This window comes from Modestobacter sp. VKM Ac-2985 (assembly GCF_026967925.1).
GTDB lineage: Bacteria > Actinomycetota > Actinomycetes > Mycobacteriales > Geodermatophilaceae > Modestobacter.
Map to the genome: position 1 here is coordinate 139,464 of NZ_JAPVBI010000003.1, position 14,158 is coordinate 153,621.

Genomic DNA, 14,158 nt, shown 5'->3' on the forward strand with positions numbered 1-14,158 from the left:
GATCAGGTTACGCGGCGCCGGAGCCCGCGCCGCCCCCGACGACCGCGTCGGAGGAGGGTTTGCGCCGGCCGCGCTTCTTCTTCGGCGGGATGAGGGCGGAGACGTCGCCGCCGGTGTCGTTCACCCGGACCAGGAAGGGCCGGGTGTCGGTGTACGTGACCACCGACAGGGACGCCGGGTCGACGACGATGCGCTGGAAGGAGTCCAGGTGCAGCCCGAGGGCGTCGGCCAGGATCGACTTGATCACGTCGCCGTGGCTGCAGACCAGCCAGACCGCGTCAGGGCCGAGCTTCGCGTTCCACTCCCGGACGGCGGCCACCGCCCGCGCCTGGGTCTGGGCGAGCCCCTCGCCCTCGGGGCCGGGGAAGACCGCAGCGGAGGGGTGCTGCTGCACGACCTTCCAGAGCGGGTCCTTGACCAGCTCCTTGATCGGGCGCCCGGTCCAGTCGCCGTACCGGGCCTCGCCGAACCGGTCGTCGGTCTGCACGTCCAGGGCGCGGCCCTCGGCGACCGTGCCGGCGGTCTGCTGGCAGCGCTCCAGCGGGCTGCTCACCACCGCGGCCAGCGGGACGGCGGACAGCCGCTGCGCGACCGCCTGCACCTGCGCCTGGCCGGCGTCGTCCAGCTGGACCCCGGGGGTCCAGCCGGCGAGCACGCCGGCGGTGTTGGCCGTCGTCCGGCCGTGTCGGAGCAGCACGACGGTGGTCACCGGACCGACTGTAGTGAGCTGCCCTTCATCAGGTCGGCTCGAGGACGCCGGTGCCGACCAGCGCCAGCACCAGCACGCCGAGTGCGATCCGGTAGACCACGAACGGGGCGAAGCTGCCGCGCTCCAGGTAGCGCAGCAGCCAGGCGATGACCGCGTACCCCATCCCGAAGGCGATGACCGTGGACAGGATCGTCGGGCCCCAGGAGAGCGCCTGGCCCTCGGTGTCGCCGGTCAGGGACTCGTAGGCCTGGAAGAACCCCGCGCCGAGCACGGCGGGGACGGCGAGCAGGAACGAGTACCGCGCGGCCGCGGCCCGGTTGTAGCCGAGGAACCGGCCTGCGGTGATGGTGCCGCCGGAGCGGGAGACGCCGGGGATGAGCGCCATCGCCTGGGCGAAGCCGAAGGTCAGGCCGTGCTTGACGGTCAGGTCGGGCAGGTCCCGCTCGGTGCTGCCCACCCGGTCGGCCCAGTAGAGGATGAGCGAGAAGACGATCAGGGCGACGGCGATGATCCGCAGGTCACGGAAGGTCGTCTCGATCGAGTCCTGGAACAGCAGCCCGAGGACGACGATCGGCAGGCTGCCGATGATGATCAGCCAGCCCATCCGGGCGTCGGGGTCGCTGCGGACCGAGCGGTCGAACAGCGCCCGGACCCAGGCGGTGATGATCCGCCCGATGTCGTGCCGGAAGTAGATGAGCACGGCGAGCTCCGTGCCGATCTGGGTGATCGCGGTGAACGCCGCCCCGGGGTCGCCCCAGCCGAACGCCTCGCCGACCACCCGCAGGTGGGCGCTGGAGGAGATCGGCAGGAACTCGGTGAGGCCCTGGACCACGCCGAGGACGAGAGCTTCGAACCAGCCCACGGTCAGCGCCTCCGCTGCTCGGCCGGGCGGTGGTCAGGGCAGGTCGAGGGCGCGCGCACGACAGGCACCCTAGGTGGCCGGGAGACCGGGGCCCGGCACCCCGGCACGAGACGTTCGTCGCTGCCGGGGACGTCGGTGGGCAACGGTAGGTTGACCCGTCGTGGAACAGCGGGCGCTCGGGCGCAGTGGGCTCGTCGTGTCCCGGCTGGGGCTGGGCACCCTCACGTGGGGCCGGGACACCGACGAGGACGAGGCCGCGATGCAGCTGACGGCGTTCGTCGACGCCGGCGGCACCCTGGTCGACACCGCCGACGTGTACGCCGACGGGGAGAGCGAGCGGACCCTCGGGCGCCTGCTGGCCGACGTCGTCCCGCGGGACGACGTGCTGGTCGCCACGAAGGCGGCGGGCCGCACCGGCCCCGGGCCGATGGGCCGCGGTGCCTCCCGCGGGCACCTGCTCTCGGCGCTGGACGCGTCCCTGGAGCGGCTGGGGATCGACCACGTCGACCTGTGGCAGCTGCACGCCTGGGACGACGCCACGCCCGTGGAGGAGACGCTGGCCGCCTGCGACCTGGCCGTCTCCTCCGGCCGCGCCCGCTACGTCGGGGTGAGCAACTTCTCCGGCTGGCAGACCGCCCAGGCGGCCACCTGGCAGCGCGCCTGGCCCGGACGCACCCCGATCGTGAGCACCCAGGTCGAGTACTCGCTGCTGCAGCGCGGCGTCGAGCGCGAGGTGCAGCCGGCCGCGGAGGCGCTGGGGCTGGGCATCCTCCCGTGGTCGCCGCTGGGCCGGGGGCTGCTCACCGGCAAGTACCGGCTCAGCACGCCCGCCGACTCCCGCGGCGCATCGGCGCAGTGGCAGGGGTTCATCGACGGGCTGCGCTCGGCGACCGCCGACCGGGTGGTGGAGGCGGTGATCACCGCGGCCGAGGGGCTGGGCACCACGCCGCTGGGCGTGGCGCTGGCCTGGCTGCGCGACCGGCCGTGCGTGGTGGCCCCGATCGTGGGCGCCCGGACCGCCCAGCAGCTGCAGGCCGCCCTCGACGCCGAGGGCGTCCGGCTGCCGCCGGCGATCACCACTGCCCTGGACGACGTGTCCGCACCGCACTTCTCCTATCCCGAACAGCGTCGGGAGCACTGACCGTGAGCACCCCTGCGCCCACCGGCGACCCCGTCTTCGCCGCCTTCTGCACCGCCGGCCTGTGGCCGGGCCTGGGGAAGCGGACGGCGGCGGACCTGCCGGCCGCCGGCATCACCGGCCCGGACGACGTCAGCGCCGACCGGCTGCTCAAGCTCCCCCGGGTGGGCCGGCAGCGCGCCGAGCGGCTGTTCAGCTCCTTCCTCGCCGCCCGGTCGACCTACGAGGTCGTCGAGCTGCTCGTCGGCGCCGGCCTGAACGCCCGGCTGGCCGTCAACTCCGCCGACGCGCTCGGCCCGGACGCCGCCCGCCGGCTCCGGGACGACCCCTGGGCGCTGCTCGGCCTGACCGGGGTGACGCTGGCCGAGGCCGACCGGCTGGCGATCGCCGTCCTCTCCGGCGCCGACCGGCAGGACACCCGCCGCGGCCGGGCCATCGTGGCGCTGACCTTGCGCACCGCCACCCGGGACGGGCACACCGTGCTCCCCGCGGACCTGGTGGTGGCGGCGCTGCGCGCCGAGGGCATCGCGGACCCGGCCGCCGCGGTGGTGGCCGCGGTGGAGTCCGGCGAGGTGCTGGAGCACGAACCGCCGCTGGTCGAGCCGGCCGACGACGCCGACGAGCTGCCCGAGCCGGACCCGGCACTGCGCACCCTGTCGCTGGCCCGGTACGGGATGGCGGAGGAGGCGGTGGCGGAGAACATCCACCGACTGGCGGCCACGAGCGGGCGGATCGCCGACCCGGCGTCGGTGCGGTCGGTGGCCACGGGCCTGGACCCGGCACAGCAGGCGGCCGTGGCCCAGGTGCTCGGCGCCGGCGTCTCGCTGCTGACCGGCGGGCCGGGCACCGGGAAGAGCCGGACGGTGGCCTCGCTGGTGAAGCTGCTGCAGGCCAAGGGCACCGAGGTCGCCCTGGCGGCGCCGACCGGACGGGCGGCGAAGCGGCTGGAGGAGCTGACCGACCACCCGGCGGTGACCGTGCACCGGCTGCTGGGCGCCCAGGGCATGACGGGCGGGTTCGCCCGCAACGAGGAGTGGCCGCTGGACGCCGACGTCGTCGTGGTCGACGAGGCCTCGATGCTGGACGTCGAGCTGACCGCAGCGCTGCTGGAGGCCTGCCCCGACGGCACCCACCTGCTGCTGGTCGGCGACCCGGCGCAGCTGCCGTCCATCGGACCGGGCCACGTCCTCGGCGACCTGATCGACTCCGGCGTGGTGCCGGTGACCGAGCTGACCACGCTGCACCGCCAGGCCGCCGGTGGGGCGATCGCCCGGCTGGCCACCGGCGTGCGCGGCGGCGAGCTGGTGCAGGTGGAGTCCCCGGACCGGGAGGTGGTCATCGTGCCGGCCACCGGCAGCGCGGAGGCGGCCAAGCGGGTGGTGCAGCTGGTCACCGACTCGATCCCCCGCGCGCTGGGCATCGACCCGTCGACGGTGCAGGTCGTCACCCCGGTGCACCGCGGGCCGGCCGGCACGATCGAGCTGAACAAGGCGCTGAAGGCGCAGCTCAACCCGGGCGAGGGCACGGTGTTCGGGTTCGACGTCGGCGACCGGGTGGTGGCCACCGCCAACCACCTGGAGCTGGAGCCGATCGGGTTCGCCAACGGCGAGGTCGGGGTGGTCACCGGCACCGGCGAGGGCTCGCTCACCGTCGACTTCAGCTCCGGCCCGGTCACGGTGATCGGCAAGGCGCTGGGCGACCTCCGGCACGGCTGGGCGATCACCGTGCACCGGGCCCAGGGCTCGGAGTGGCCCGGCGTCGTCGTGGTGCTGCCGCCGGAGGCCGGCGGGATGCTCTCCCGGCCGCTGGTCTACACCGCGCTCACCCGGGCCCAGCGGCACCTGTCGATCGTGCACGCCAGCGGCGCCGCCCTGGCCCGCGCGGTGCGAGAGGTCGACGTCCGGCCGCGCCGGACCCGGCTGGCGGCCCTGCTCGCCGAGCTGGCGGAGTGAGCCACCTGTCAGCCGGCGTGCGTTTGACGCGTTGATCTTGCGGGAAAACACGAGCCCATGGGCATCATCGGATTTCTCGTCTTCGGCCTGATCGTCGGTGCGCTGGCCCGGTTGATCAAGCCGGGCAAGCAGAACCTCAGCATCCTGGCCACCCTGGCCCTCGGTGTCGTCGGCTCCCTGATCGGTGGCGTCGTCGCCACCCTCCTCGGCACCGGTGACTTCATGGAGCTCAACATCATCGGCGCGATCGTCGCGATCATCGCGGCCGTGCTGCTGGTCGGTGTCGCCGAGGGCATGAGCGGCGGGCGGCGCAAGGTCCACTGACCTCGCTCGTCGGCATCACTCCCCCACCCCGGGCGCAGATCTGCGTGGTCAGCGCCCGGGGCAGCCGCGTCTCACGGCGCAGATCAGCCGGTGCACGGCCGGCCCGAGGTCGTCAGCGCCGGTGACCGGGTCGGCGAACGGGACGCGGACGTCCCGGTGGCCCGACCGCTGCTCGATCCGGAGCCGGAACCCGTACCGGTCGAGCCCGAGCGGGCGGACGACGTCGCCCTTCCCCACCCAGGCGGCCGGCACCCGGGAGCAGAGCAGGTCCAGCTCCTCGGGGTGCGCGACGTCCAGGTGCTGCAGCGCCTGCGCCTCCACCGCGACCAGCGGGTCGGGAACGGCGGCGAGGAAGTCGTCGGGGTCGATCTCGGTGACCGTGCCGCACTCCCCCAGCACGACCTCGGCCAGGTCCAGCCGCAGCAGGGTGGCGCTGCGCCCGACGTCCAGCAGCGCCCCCACCGGGGCGACGTCGGCGAAGGCCAGTGCGGCGTCCCGCTGGTCGGCCTCGAGCAACGGCGTGAGCCACCCCGACAGCCAGACCTGGGCGCGCACCGGTTCCCGCAGCGGCACCGGTGCGTGGTCGGTGACCATCAGCAGTGCTGCGAGGTCGCCGTCAGGGAAGGACTGCACCGCGCCGCACACCTCACCGTCGGTCGGCACCACCACGAGCACCTGGCCCGCGGCGGTGATCGCGTGCCCGAGCACGCGGCTCCCGTCGATGCCGGCGGCGCAGACCGCGGCGGACGGCCGGGCGGCCACCGTGCGCGCTCGTTCGGCTCCGGTGGGCCGGACGGCATCGGACGAGGGCCCCGGGGCGGCGGGGCGGGTCGATCGTGTCATGCGGCACTCCGGGTTCAGGACGACTCGACATCGCGGTAAGGTGAGCCTAACCGAACCCGGAGGACCGTGTGAACAGCTCTCGCCCCAAGGTCCGGCGCTCCCGCGCGCTGGGCATCCCGCTCACCCCCAAGGACGTCCGCTACTTCGAGCGGCGCCCCTACCCGCCCGGTGAGCACGGCCGCAAGCGCAAGAACACCAGCGACTACAAGACCCGGCTGCTGGAGAAGCAGCGGCTGCGCGCCCAGTACGACATCAGCGAGACCCAGCTGCGCTCGGCGTTCGACCGAGCCCGGCGCAGCGGCGGGAAGACCGGCGAGGAGCTGATCACCCACCAGCTCGAGGCCCGGCTGGACGCCACGGTGCTGCGCGCCGGCTTCGCGCGGACGATCTACCAGGCCCGGCAGACGGTCAGCCACCAGCACGTCACGGTGAACGGCAAGCGGGTCGACCGGCCCAGCTACCAGGTGCAGCCCTACGACGTCGTCGAGATCGCTGAGCGCAGCAAGGCCAAGCTCCCCTTCCAGGTCGCCGCCTCCGGCGCCCACGCCGCCGCCCCGGCCTACCTGCAGGTCCAGCTCTCCGAGCTCCGCTGCGTGGTCCTGCGCCGGCCGCAGCGCGCCGAGGTCCCGGTGGTCTGCGAGGAGCAGCTGGTCGTGGAGTACTACTCCCGCTGAGCCGGGCCGGGCCGGGGTCGTTCCGGCCCCGGCCGTCGGTCGGTGCCCACCGGAGGCGTTCGAGGTCAGTCGCGCTGCTCGTCCTCGTCGTCGGGGACGGCCGCCTGCTGCTCCAGGACGTCGTACTCATCGGCCTCGGGATCGGCGTCCCGCAGGCCCGTCGAGCTTCCCGGGGTTGCGCTGAGCTGCTGCTCGACGGCGTCGGCCTCCGGGACGTCGGCGCCCACCGGGGTCACCTCGTCGGCGAGTTCCGGGCCGGCCGGGGCGACGGTCCGCTGCTGCTCCAGGCGGTCGGCGTCGTTGGCTTCGGGGTCGGTCATGGGGGCTCCTCGCCGGTCGGGGGCCTGGCCGGGTGCCGGGCCGCGCCGTCCTCCCCTGCCCGCACTCCGCCGGTGCGACACCCGGTCCGGGTGGCGTCGTGGTGACCACCACATGACCCACCGGCGTCCGGCAGGCACAATCGACGAGGTGTCAGCACCCGGCGAGTACGAGTACGCCCCGCTGCGCATCCCGGCGGGCATCTCCCGCTCCGCGGCCGCGCAGCTGATGAGCATGCAGTCCGACACCGGCGGCTGGGAGCTCGCCCGGCTCCAGCTGCACGCCGACGGCACCCGCAAGGTGATCATGCGACGCCGGATGCGACTGTCCTACCTCCCCCGCCCCATGGTCTGAGGCCCCGTCAGGGGGTGAGGACGACCTTGCCGACGGTGCTGCGGTCGGCGATGGCGGCCATCGCCTGCGGGAGCTCGGTGAGCGGCAGCGACTGGCCGACCAGCGGGGCGATGGCGCCGTCGGCGAACAGGTCGCACAGCGCCTGGTGGACCATGCCGATCCGGGCCGGGTCGTGCTTGCGGTACAGGCCCCAGTGCAGCCCGACGATGCTGTAGTTCTTGACCAGCGCGTGGTTGACCGGGGCCTGCGGGATGGTGCCGCTGGTGAAGCCGACGACGACCAACCGCCCCTCGAAGGCGATGCACTTGCGCGACTTGTCGAACACCTCGCCGCCCACCGGGTCGTAGACCACGTCGGCCCCGTGCCCGCCGGTGATCTCCTTGACCAGCGGGACGAAGTCCTCGGCGGTGTAGTCGATGACGTGGTCGGCGCCGAGGGAACGGCAGACCTCGGTCTTGCGCTCCCCGCCGGCGGTGGCGATCACCTTCGCGCCGGCGGCCTTGCCGAGCTGGATCGCCGCCGTCCCCACGCCGCCGGCCCCGGCGTGCACCAGCAGCCACTCCCCCGCCTGCAGCGCCGCACGACGGTGCAGGCCGACGTAGCCGGTCTGGTAGGTGAGGTACAGCGAGGCGGCCTGCTCGTCCGACATCGCGTCGGGCACCGGCCAGGCGGCAGCGGCGTCCATCAGTGCGTACTCGGCGAAGGCTCCCGGCCCGCCGGACGGTGAGCCGAGCACCCGCTGGCCGGTCTCGACGATCTCCCCGCAGAGCTCGACGCCGGGGGTGAACGGCAGCGGCGGCCGCTCCTGGTACTGCCCCATCGCCATCAGCACGTCGGGGAAGTTCAGCCCCGCCGCCCGCACCTTGACCAGCACCTGGCCGTCGGCCGGCGTGGGCTGGTCGACCTCGTCGAGGGACATGACCTCGGCCGGGTTCCCGAGGGAGTGGACTCGCCATGCGCGCATGTCCGGCACCCTGCCAGAGCGGCGGTGACGCCGGTCACCCGGGGGCCGAGGACTGGTTGCACGAAACCGGGCGCCTCGTACTCTGGAACGGTTGGCGTCGAGAGGACGGCGTCGCCGGACACCGGAGGACGAACCACCGTGAGCTCGACCATCGACCCCGTCGCCGTGCGCACCCTGGGCCGGCTCGGCGCTGACCTGGCCGCAGGCAGCCCCTCCCACGACCTCGTCGAACGCCTCGTCGACGACCTGAACCGGCCGTTCGGGCTGGACTTCTCCATCCGGTACGAGCTCCCCCCGGCGGCCGACGAGCTTCGCCTGCACACCACCATCGGGGTGGCCGAGCAGCACCGACCGGACCTCGCGGTGGTCCCGCTCGGTGTCGCCGTCTGCGGGATGGTCGCCGAACACCGCCGTCCGGAGGCGCACGCCCGGGTGGACGCCGACCCCGACGAGCGGCTGGCCCTGGCCCGGGAGTTGGACGCCACCGCCTACGCCAGCTTCCCGCTGACCGCGGGACCGGCCGTGCTCGGCACCCTGTCGATGGGCTCCCGGACCCGCCCCGAGTTCGGCGCTGCGGAGCTGGCGGTCCTGGGAGCGGCCGCCGACCTGGTCACCGTGGCCGCGGCGCGCGAACTCGACCGCGCGGTCGTCGAGTCGGCCCTCGCCGCGCAGGCCGAGGCCGAGGAGCGCGTCGCCCACCTGGAGACGGCCCTGGTCACCAACCGCACCATCGCCACCGCCATCGGCGTGGTGATGACGCGCCATCGGGTGACCGAGCAGCAGGCCCACCGGTGGCTGGTCGAGGCCAGTCAGCGCACCAACCGCAAGCTCCGGGTGGTCGCCGAGCACATCGTGCACACCGGTTCGCTGGAGGTCTGACCCGGCTCAGCGCATCGAGGGCGGCCGCAGCGCGGTGGGGACGACGGCGGTCTCGCCGCTCGTGGTCCGGGCGGCCGGCACCCCCTTGAACCTGTACGGCACGGCCCCCACCCCCGGCTGGACGACGTAGGCCGCACCGGGCTCGGCGCCGGCCCAGGCTGCGACCATCGCCTCGGCGACCTCGCCGGCCGACAGCACCGGGAAGTCGGCGGCGGCGAACTCCTCACGCAGCGGGTCGATGATCGCGGTGTCGGCGAAGCCGGGGCAGATCGCGGAGATGGTGATGCCGTCGTCGACGAGACGGGAGGCCATCGACCGCACGAAAGCGACCGCCCCGCCCTTGGCGACGCTGTAGCCGGGGTCGGTGGCCATCGGCGACAGGCCGGCCAGCGAGGCGGTCACCACGATCGACCCGCCACCGGCACGACGCAGGGCCGGCAGCGCAGCCTCGGTGCCGTAGACGACGCCGAAGAGATCGACGTCGACCACCCTGAGGAACTCGTCGACGTCCAGGGCGTGCCGGGACTGCCCGGCGATGCCGGCGTTGAGGAAGACGGCGTCCAGCCGGCCGTGCTCTGCCTCCACCGCGGCGACCACGGCGGCGTTGGCCGCCCGGTCGGTGACGTCGAGGGCCGCGAAGTGCGCCCCCAGGCCCGCGGCGACCTCGCGGTTGGCCGGGCTGTCGAGGTCGGCGAGGACGACGGTCACCCCGCGCTCGCGGAGCAAGGTGGCGAGGGCGCGGCCGAAGCCGCCGGTCCCTCCGGTGACGAGGGCGACGTCGCCAGGGGCGGGAGAACCGGGCGTGGGAGTGGTGTCGGTCACGCCCGGCATCACATCACGCCTGGCGGAGGAACCGGTCGAGCACCCGGATGCCGAACTGCATCGAGTCGATGGAGATGCGCTCGTCGATGCCGTGGAACAGCGAGGCGAAGTCCAGCTCGGCGGGGAGCTTGAGCGGGGAGAACCCGAAACAGCGCATGCCCAGCGTCTCGAAGCTCTTGGCGTCGGTGCCGCCGCTCATGGTGAACGGGACGGCGCGGGCGCCCGGGTCCTCGGCCTGCAGCGCCTGGACCATCAGGTCGACCGAGGGGCCGTCGAACGTCGTCTCCACGGCCTGGTCGTAGGTGATCCACTCGCGGGTGACGCCCTCGCCGATCAGCTCGTCCAGCTGACCCTCGAACTCCGCCTCCTGGCCGTACAGGAAGCGGCCGTCGATGGTCGCGCTGGCGGTGCCGGGGATGACGTTGGTCTTGTAGCCGGCGTCGAGCATCGTGGGGTTGACCGTGTTGCGCAGGGCCGCGCCGATCATCCGGCTGATGCTGCCCAGCCGGGCCAGCGCCTCGTCGGGCTGGTCCGGGTCGATCTCCACCCCGTAGGCGTCGCTGACCGCGTCGAGGAACTCGCGCATCGGCGGGGTGAGCACGGTGGGGAGCCGGGTGGTGCCGATCCGGGCGACCGCCGCGGCCAGCCGGGTGACGGCGTTGTCGTCGTGCACGAAGGAGCCGTGCCCAGGGCGGCCCTGGGCCGTGAGCTTCATCCAGGCCAGGCCCTTCTCCGCGGTCTGCACGAGGTAGAGGCGCAGGTCGTCGCGGACGGTGATGCTGAAGCCGCCGACCTCGCTGATCGCCTCGGTGCAGCCCTCGAAGAGGTAGGCGTGGTGGTCGACCATGTAGTGGGCGCCCTTGCGGCCGCCGGCCTCCTCGTCGGCGACGAAGGCCAGCACGATGTCGCGGTCGGGCTTCACGCCGGTGCGGGCCCAGTCGCGCACCAGCGCCAGGGTCATCGCGTCCATGTCCTTCATGTCGACCGCGCCGCGGCCCCACACGTAGCCGTCACGCTGCTCACCGCTGAACGGGTGGACGCTCCACTCGGCCGGGTCGGCCGGGACGACGTCCAGGTGGCCGTGGACCAGCATCGCCGGGCGGTCCCGGTTCGTGCCCTCGATCCGGGCGACCAGGCTGGCGCGGCCCGGCTCGGACTCGTGGATGACGCTGTCGATCCCCACCTCGTCGAGCTTGGCGGCGACCCACTCGGCGGCCTTCCGCTCCCCCGCGCTGGTGGCGGAGTCGCCGGTGTTGGTGGTGTCGATGCGGATCAGGTCGGAGAGCAGGTCCGCGACCTCGGACTGGGCACCGGCCAGGGGCGTGGGCTGCGACATGCGGTCGATGGTGCCACCGGCCCCTGTCCCGACCCGGGAGCGGCCTCGGTTATGCTGGTCGAGGCGCTCCGCGGAGTGCCCACCTTGTCCGGGTGGCGGAATGGCAGACGCGCTAGCTTGAGGTGCTAGTGCCCTTTATCGGGCGTGGGGGTTCAAGTCCCCCCTCGGACACCGAGTTGAACCCCCACGGTCTTCAGGGCAGTGGGGGTTCTCCTGCTTCTGACGTCGGCACGTTGGCTCGACCCCTGAGGACTGGAGCCGGCCAGCTGGTCGACATCCTCAGCCGCCCGGCTGTTTCCGCATGGGTCTACGGTCCACCGAACCGGGGGCAGTCCCGGACACCGGTTTCGACCGCTGAAGTGCTTCCCGGTGCCCAGGGGTGCACCTCGCTGCTGACTAGTTGGCGTTGAGACCGAACCGCCGGGTGAGCAGCTTGGACTTCCAGTACGACTCGATCTGCTCGATGGTGTCGTCGGGGGTGTTGCCGTCGACGACCTCGAGCACCGACACCTGGTAGTGCCGGCGGCCGTGGCGGGCGACGGCCTTGAGCCGGACGTCGCCGCCGTCACCGCCGTTGGCGTACTCCAGCCAGCGGCCGAGCAGGCTGTCGGCACCCTTCGCCGAGCCGACGTACTGCTGTCCGGACTCGACGTCGACCAGCAGGTACACGCCCTTCACGGCGCGCAGGACCTGCTGCCAGCCGTGCGGGAGGGTGGGGATGTCGTCGACCCGTCGGACGAACTCGCGGAACCCGGGAAAACGGGGTTCGTACTGCTCGGCGATCTCGAGGACCGGCTTCGGCTGATTGGCGGCTCGCTGGACCCAGCTCCGAGTGCCGGCCCCCCAGTCGATGACGATCTTGTCGGTGTAGCCGCCGAGTTGCTCGAGCAGCCGCAGGTCGTAGCTCTGGTAGCCGGACACGTCGACGCCGGTCAGGGCCTCGACGCTGCCGGCCGGGCAAGTGTTGCTGCCGGCGACCTCGTAGAGGCCGACGAACACGGTTCTGCGGGCCTCGGTCACGATGAAGCTGGCGAGCAGGTCTCCCACGTCGAACAGGCTGCGCTGCTGGACGCTCTGGTACCGCTCGAACGTTGATCTGTCGTTGCGCCAGGCCTCGTAGAGCCGGCCGACCTTCACCCGGTTGTCCTGGTGTCGGACCAGACGGACCTTCGCCGGGTCGACACCCTCGAGGGACAGCAGGTCGTTGAACGTCAGCATCGGCATCCCCCGGGGTCAGCGCCTCGGCGACACGATCTCGAGACGCCCGGCCAGCTGCACGGTAGCTTCGATCCCCGGAGTGATCTCCGGGCAACCGCCGGGGTTCAGCCGCCTGGCACCAGCCTGATGACCGCTCCAGTCAGGCCGACGACGAATGGCCCGAGATCCTCGAAGTCGAACTCGAGGACCGGATTGAGGAGTCGTGGACCTTTCCCGTGGCCGCCGGCGGGCGTGTCACGGCGATGACAGAGCGCGCGAGCTGGAGCTTCGACGAGATCGTCGGCGCCTGTCCGGACGTTCCGCCCGGGTGATGGGTCGCTCCCGCCGTCGCCGGGTCGGTCGGGAGCGATCACCCGCAGCTCCTGCCGCCGATGCTGCTCGTGGTGCGCAACCACGCCGAGCCGGCCGCCCGGTGTGCCGTGCAGGAAGAGCAGCGGGACGCCGTCCCAGGCGCCGTACTCGGCTCAGCTGTAGCGGCGGCCGTCCCGGAGGGGCCGGACCGACAGCTCGTTCATGAGCGCAAGCTCACGCGGGCGTCGGCCAGCTCGCCGGTCATGGTCACTCCGAGCAGCTGCATGGTCCGCTCGTACTCGATGCGCAGGATCGTCAGTGCACGCTGCACGCCGGCCTCGCCGCCGGCCATCAGGCCGTAGAGGTAGCCGCGGCCGATGAATGCGGCCGTGGCCCCGAGGCCGACCGCGGCGGCGATGTCGGCTCCGCTGCGCACGCCGCCGTCGAGGAACACCGCCATCTCCTCGCCCACCGCGTCGCGCACGTGCGGCAGCAGGTCGAGCGGGGCCGGTGCGCGGTCGAGTTGCCGGCCACCGTGGTTGGAGACGACGAGGCCATCGACCCCGATGCCGGCCAGGCTCTGGGCGTCGACGACGTCCTGCACGCCCTTGACGAGGAGCTTGCCGCCCCAGGCGCTCCGGATCCACTCGATGTCGGCGAGCGTGACGCCCGGGTCGAACATCGTGTTGACGATGCCGGCCAGGTCGCCCGGAGCGCCTCCGACGGTGGCGAAGGCGAGAGGCTCGCTGGTGAGGAAGTCCGCCCACCACGCGGGACGGCCCACGGCCTGCAGGGCACTGCGCCACCGCAGCGACGGGGGCATGGTCAGGCCGTGCCGGACGTCGCGCAGCCGGGCGCCCGCGACCGGCACGTCCACGGTGAGCACGAGCACGTCCATGCCGGCGTCCCGGGCCAGCTGGAGACTGTCCCGGCTGCGGCCGCGGTCCCGGACGACGTAGAGCTGGAACCAGTTCCACCCCTCCGGGGCGGCTGCGGCCACGTCGGTGGCGGTCGTGGTCCCCATCGTCGACAGCGTGTAGGGGATCCCGGCCGCTGCAGCGGCGCGGGCGACGGCCGACTCGCCCCCGCGGTGCATCATCCGGGTGAAGCCCGTCGGGCCCAGCACGAGCGGGAGAGCGATGCTGCGCCCGAGCACGTCCGTGCTGGTGGACACGGTGCCGACGTCGCGGAGGACACGCGGTCGGAAGGTGACCCGGTCGAAGGCCTCGACGGACGCTCGAAGCGAGCGCTCGCTCTCGGCACCGCCATCGACGTAGTCGAAGACCATCCGGGGCGCGCGCCGGCGGGCGAGCAGCCGCAGATCGCCGATGTCGGCGGCCTGCGCGAGCCTCGTGGTGGTCGTCGGCAGGGTGGGGACGGGCGGGAGCATCGGGCGCAGCTCGCGCCACCGGGGGCGACGGCGCGGGCCGACTGTGCTGGTCATGAGAGGTCCTCGTGGTCCGGGCGCGGTGGG

At 73.2% G+C, this 14,158-nt stretch carries 15 protein-coding genes and 1 tRNA gene; 7 read left to right on the forward strand and 9 right to left on the reverse strand.

Annotation, left to right across the window (positions count from 1 at the left end; translation table 11 throughout):
* Positions 1-7: 7 nt before the first annotated feature.
* The gene (locus tag O2V61_RS16705) at positions 8-709 is read right to left on the reverse strand and encodes a histidine phosphatase family protein (protein ID WP_269184393.1); all 702 of its coding nucleotides are present in this window, start codon (positions 707-709) and stop codon (positions 8-10) included.
* A 28-nt stretch (positions 710-737) separates the two neighbouring features.
* The gene (locus O2V61_RS16710; RefSeq protein WP_269184394.1) at positions 738-1,571 is read right to left on the reverse strand and encodes an undecaprenyl-diphosphate phosphatase; all 834 of its coding nucleotides are present in this window, start codon (positions 1,569-1,571) and stop codon (positions 738-740) included.
* Positions 1,572-1,731: 160 nt separating this feature from the next.
* Here O2V61_RS16710 and O2V61_RS16715 point away from each other — a divergent pair, with 160 nt between their 5' ends.
* The 3 genes from O2V61_RS16715 to O2V61_RS16725 are packed head-to-tail and all read left to right on the forward strand — an operon-like array spanning position 1,732 to position 4,985.
* Entirely contained in the window at positions 1,732-2,712 is a 981-nt protein-coding gene (locus O2V61_RS16715) for an aldo/keto reductase (protein WP_269184395.1), read from the forward strand.
* Positions 2,713-2,714: 2 nt separating this feature from the next.
* Positions 2,715-4,661 (forward strand): AAA family ATPase, encoded by a 1,947-nt coding sequence (locus O2V61_RS16720; protein WP_269184396.1) that lies wholly within the window; start codon positions 2,715-2,717, stop codon positions 4,659-4,661.
* A gap of 57 nt (positions 4,662-4,718) precedes the next feature.
* A complete protein-coding gene (locus O2V61_RS16725; RefSeq protein ID WP_269184397.1) occupies positions 4,719-4,985 on the forward strand; it encodes a GlsB/YeaQ/YmgE family stress response membrane protein in 267 nt (88 codons plus the stop codon).
* 48 nt (positions 4,986-5,033) lie between these two features.
* Here O2V61_RS16725 and O2V61_RS16730 read toward each other — a convergent pair whose 3' ends face one another.
* The gene (locus tag O2V61_RS16730) at positions 5,034-5,828 is read right to left on the reverse strand and encodes a DUF2470 domain-containing protein (protein WP_269184398.1); all 795 of its coding nucleotides are present in this window, start codon (positions 5,826-5,828) and stop codon (positions 5,034-5,036) included.
* Positions 5,829-5,896: 68 nt separating this feature from the next.
* Here O2V61_RS16730 and rpsD point away from each other — a divergent pair, with 68 nt between their 5' ends.
* Positions 5,897-6,502 carry a 30S ribosomal protein S4 gene (gene rpsD, locus O2V61_RS16735; RefSeq protein WP_269184399.1) on the forward strand — a complete coding sequence of 202 codons (606 nt, stop codon included), beginning with the start codon at positions 5,897-5,899 and terminating at the stop codon, positions 6,500-6,502.
* Between the two features lie 65 nt (positions 6,503-6,567).
* On the opposite strand, the gene O2V61_RS16740 is transcribed toward rpsD, so the two are convergent.
* Positions 6,568-6,822 (reverse strand): hypothetical protein, encoded by a 255-nt coding sequence (locus tag O2V61_RS16740; protein ID WP_269184400.1) that lies wholly within the window; start codon positions 6,820-6,822, stop codon positions 6,568-6,570.
* A gap of 148 nt (positions 6,823-6,970) precedes the next feature.
* On the opposite strand from O2V61_RS16740, the gene O2V61_RS16745 reads away from it, so the two are divergent.
* Positions 6,971-7,174, forward strand: a complete 204-nt coding sequence (locus O2V61_RS16745; protein WP_036332716.1) for a DUF5703 family protein — start codon at positions 6,971-6,973, stop codon at positions 7,172-7,174.
* A gap of 7 nt (positions 7,175-7,181) precedes the next feature.
* On the opposite strand, the gene O2V61_RS16750 is transcribed toward O2V61_RS16745, so the two are convergent.
* Positions 7,182-8,138: an NADPH:quinone oxidoreductase family protein gene (locus tag O2V61_RS16750; RefSeq protein WP_269184401.1), complete on the reverse strand. Its 957-nt coding sequence runs from the start codon at positions 8,136-8,138 to the stop codon at positions 7,182-7,184.
* A 138-nt stretch (positions 8,139-8,276) separates the two neighbouring features.
* Here O2V61_RS16750 and O2V61_RS16755 point away from each other — a divergent pair, with 138 nt between their 5' ends.
* Positions 8,277-9,017 (forward strand): GAF and ANTAR domain-containing protein, encoded by a 741-nt coding sequence (locus O2V61_RS16755; RefSeq protein WP_269184402.1) that lies wholly within the window; start codon positions 8,277-8,279, stop codon positions 9,015-9,017.
* A 6-nt stretch (positions 9,018-9,023) separates the two neighbouring features.
* Here the strand turns inward: O2V61_RS16755 and O2V61_RS16760 are convergent, their stop codons facing one another.
* Positions 9,024-9,839 (reverse strand): SDR family oxidoreductase, encoded by an 816-nt coding sequence (locus tag O2V61_RS16760; RefSeq protein ID WP_269184403.1) that lies wholly within the window; start codon positions 9,837-9,839, stop codon positions 9,024-9,026.
* Between the two features lie 13 nt (positions 9,840-9,852).
* On the reverse strand, positions 9,853-11,175 hold the full coding sequence (locus O2V61_RS16765) for a M20/M25/M40 family metallo-hydrolase (protein WP_269184404.1): 1,323 nt from the start codon (positions 11,173-11,175) through the stop codon (positions 9,853-9,855).
* A gap of 86 nt (positions 11,176-11,261) precedes the next feature.
* Between O2V61_RS16765 and O2V61_RS16770 the strand changes: the two genes are divergently transcribed.
* Positions 11,262-11,346, forward strand: a tRNA-Leu gene (locus O2V61_RS16770).
* Positions 11,347-11,571: 225 nt separating this feature from the next.
* On the opposite strand, the gene O2V61_RS16775 is transcribed toward O2V61_RS16770, so the two are convergent.
* Positions 11,572-12,393: a GIY-YIG nuclease family protein gene (locus O2V61_RS16775; RefSeq protein WP_269184405.1), complete on the reverse strand. Its 822-nt coding sequence runs from the start codon at positions 12,391-12,393 to the stop codon at positions 11,572-11,574.
* 511 nt (positions 12,394-12,904) lie between these two features.
* The gene (locus O2V61_RS16780) at positions 12,905-14,128 is read right to left on the reverse strand and encodes an alpha-hydroxy acid oxidase (protein WP_269184406.1); all 1,224 of its coding nucleotides are present in this window, start codon (positions 14,126-14,128) and stop codon (positions 12,905-12,907) included.
* Positions 14,129-14,158 lie beyond the last annotated feature (30 nt).

Coding starts and splice junctions, on each gene's coding strand:
- O2V61_RS16725 (WP_269184397.1), top strand. CDS start 4,719: ATGGGCATCATCGGATTTCTCGTCTTCGGCCTGATCGTCGGTGCGCTG.
- O2V61_RS16730 (WP_269184398.1), bottom strand. CDS start 5,828: ATGACACGATCGACCCGCCCCGCCGCCCCGGGGCCCTCGTCCGATGCC.
- O2V61_RS16740 (WP_269184400.1), bottom strand. CDS start 6,822: ATGACCGACCCCGAAGCCAACGACGCCGACCGCCTGGAGCAGCAGCGG.
- O2V61_RS16750 (WP_269184401.1), bottom strand. CDS start 8,138: ATGCGCGCATGGCGAGTCCACTCCCTCGGGAACCCGGCCGAGGTCATG.
- O2V61_RS16765 (WP_269184404.1), bottom strand. CDS start 11,175: ATGTCGCAGCCCACGCCCCTGGCCGGTGCCCAGTCCGAGGTCGCGGAC.
- O2V61_RS16775 (WP_269184405.1), bottom strand. CDS start 12,393: ATGCTGACGTTCAACGACCTGCTGTCCCTCGAGGGTGTCGACCCGGCG.
- O2V61_RS16780 (WP_269184406.1), bottom strand. CDS start 14,128: ATGACCAGCACAGTCGGCCCGCGCCGTCGCCCCCGGTGGCGCGAGCTG.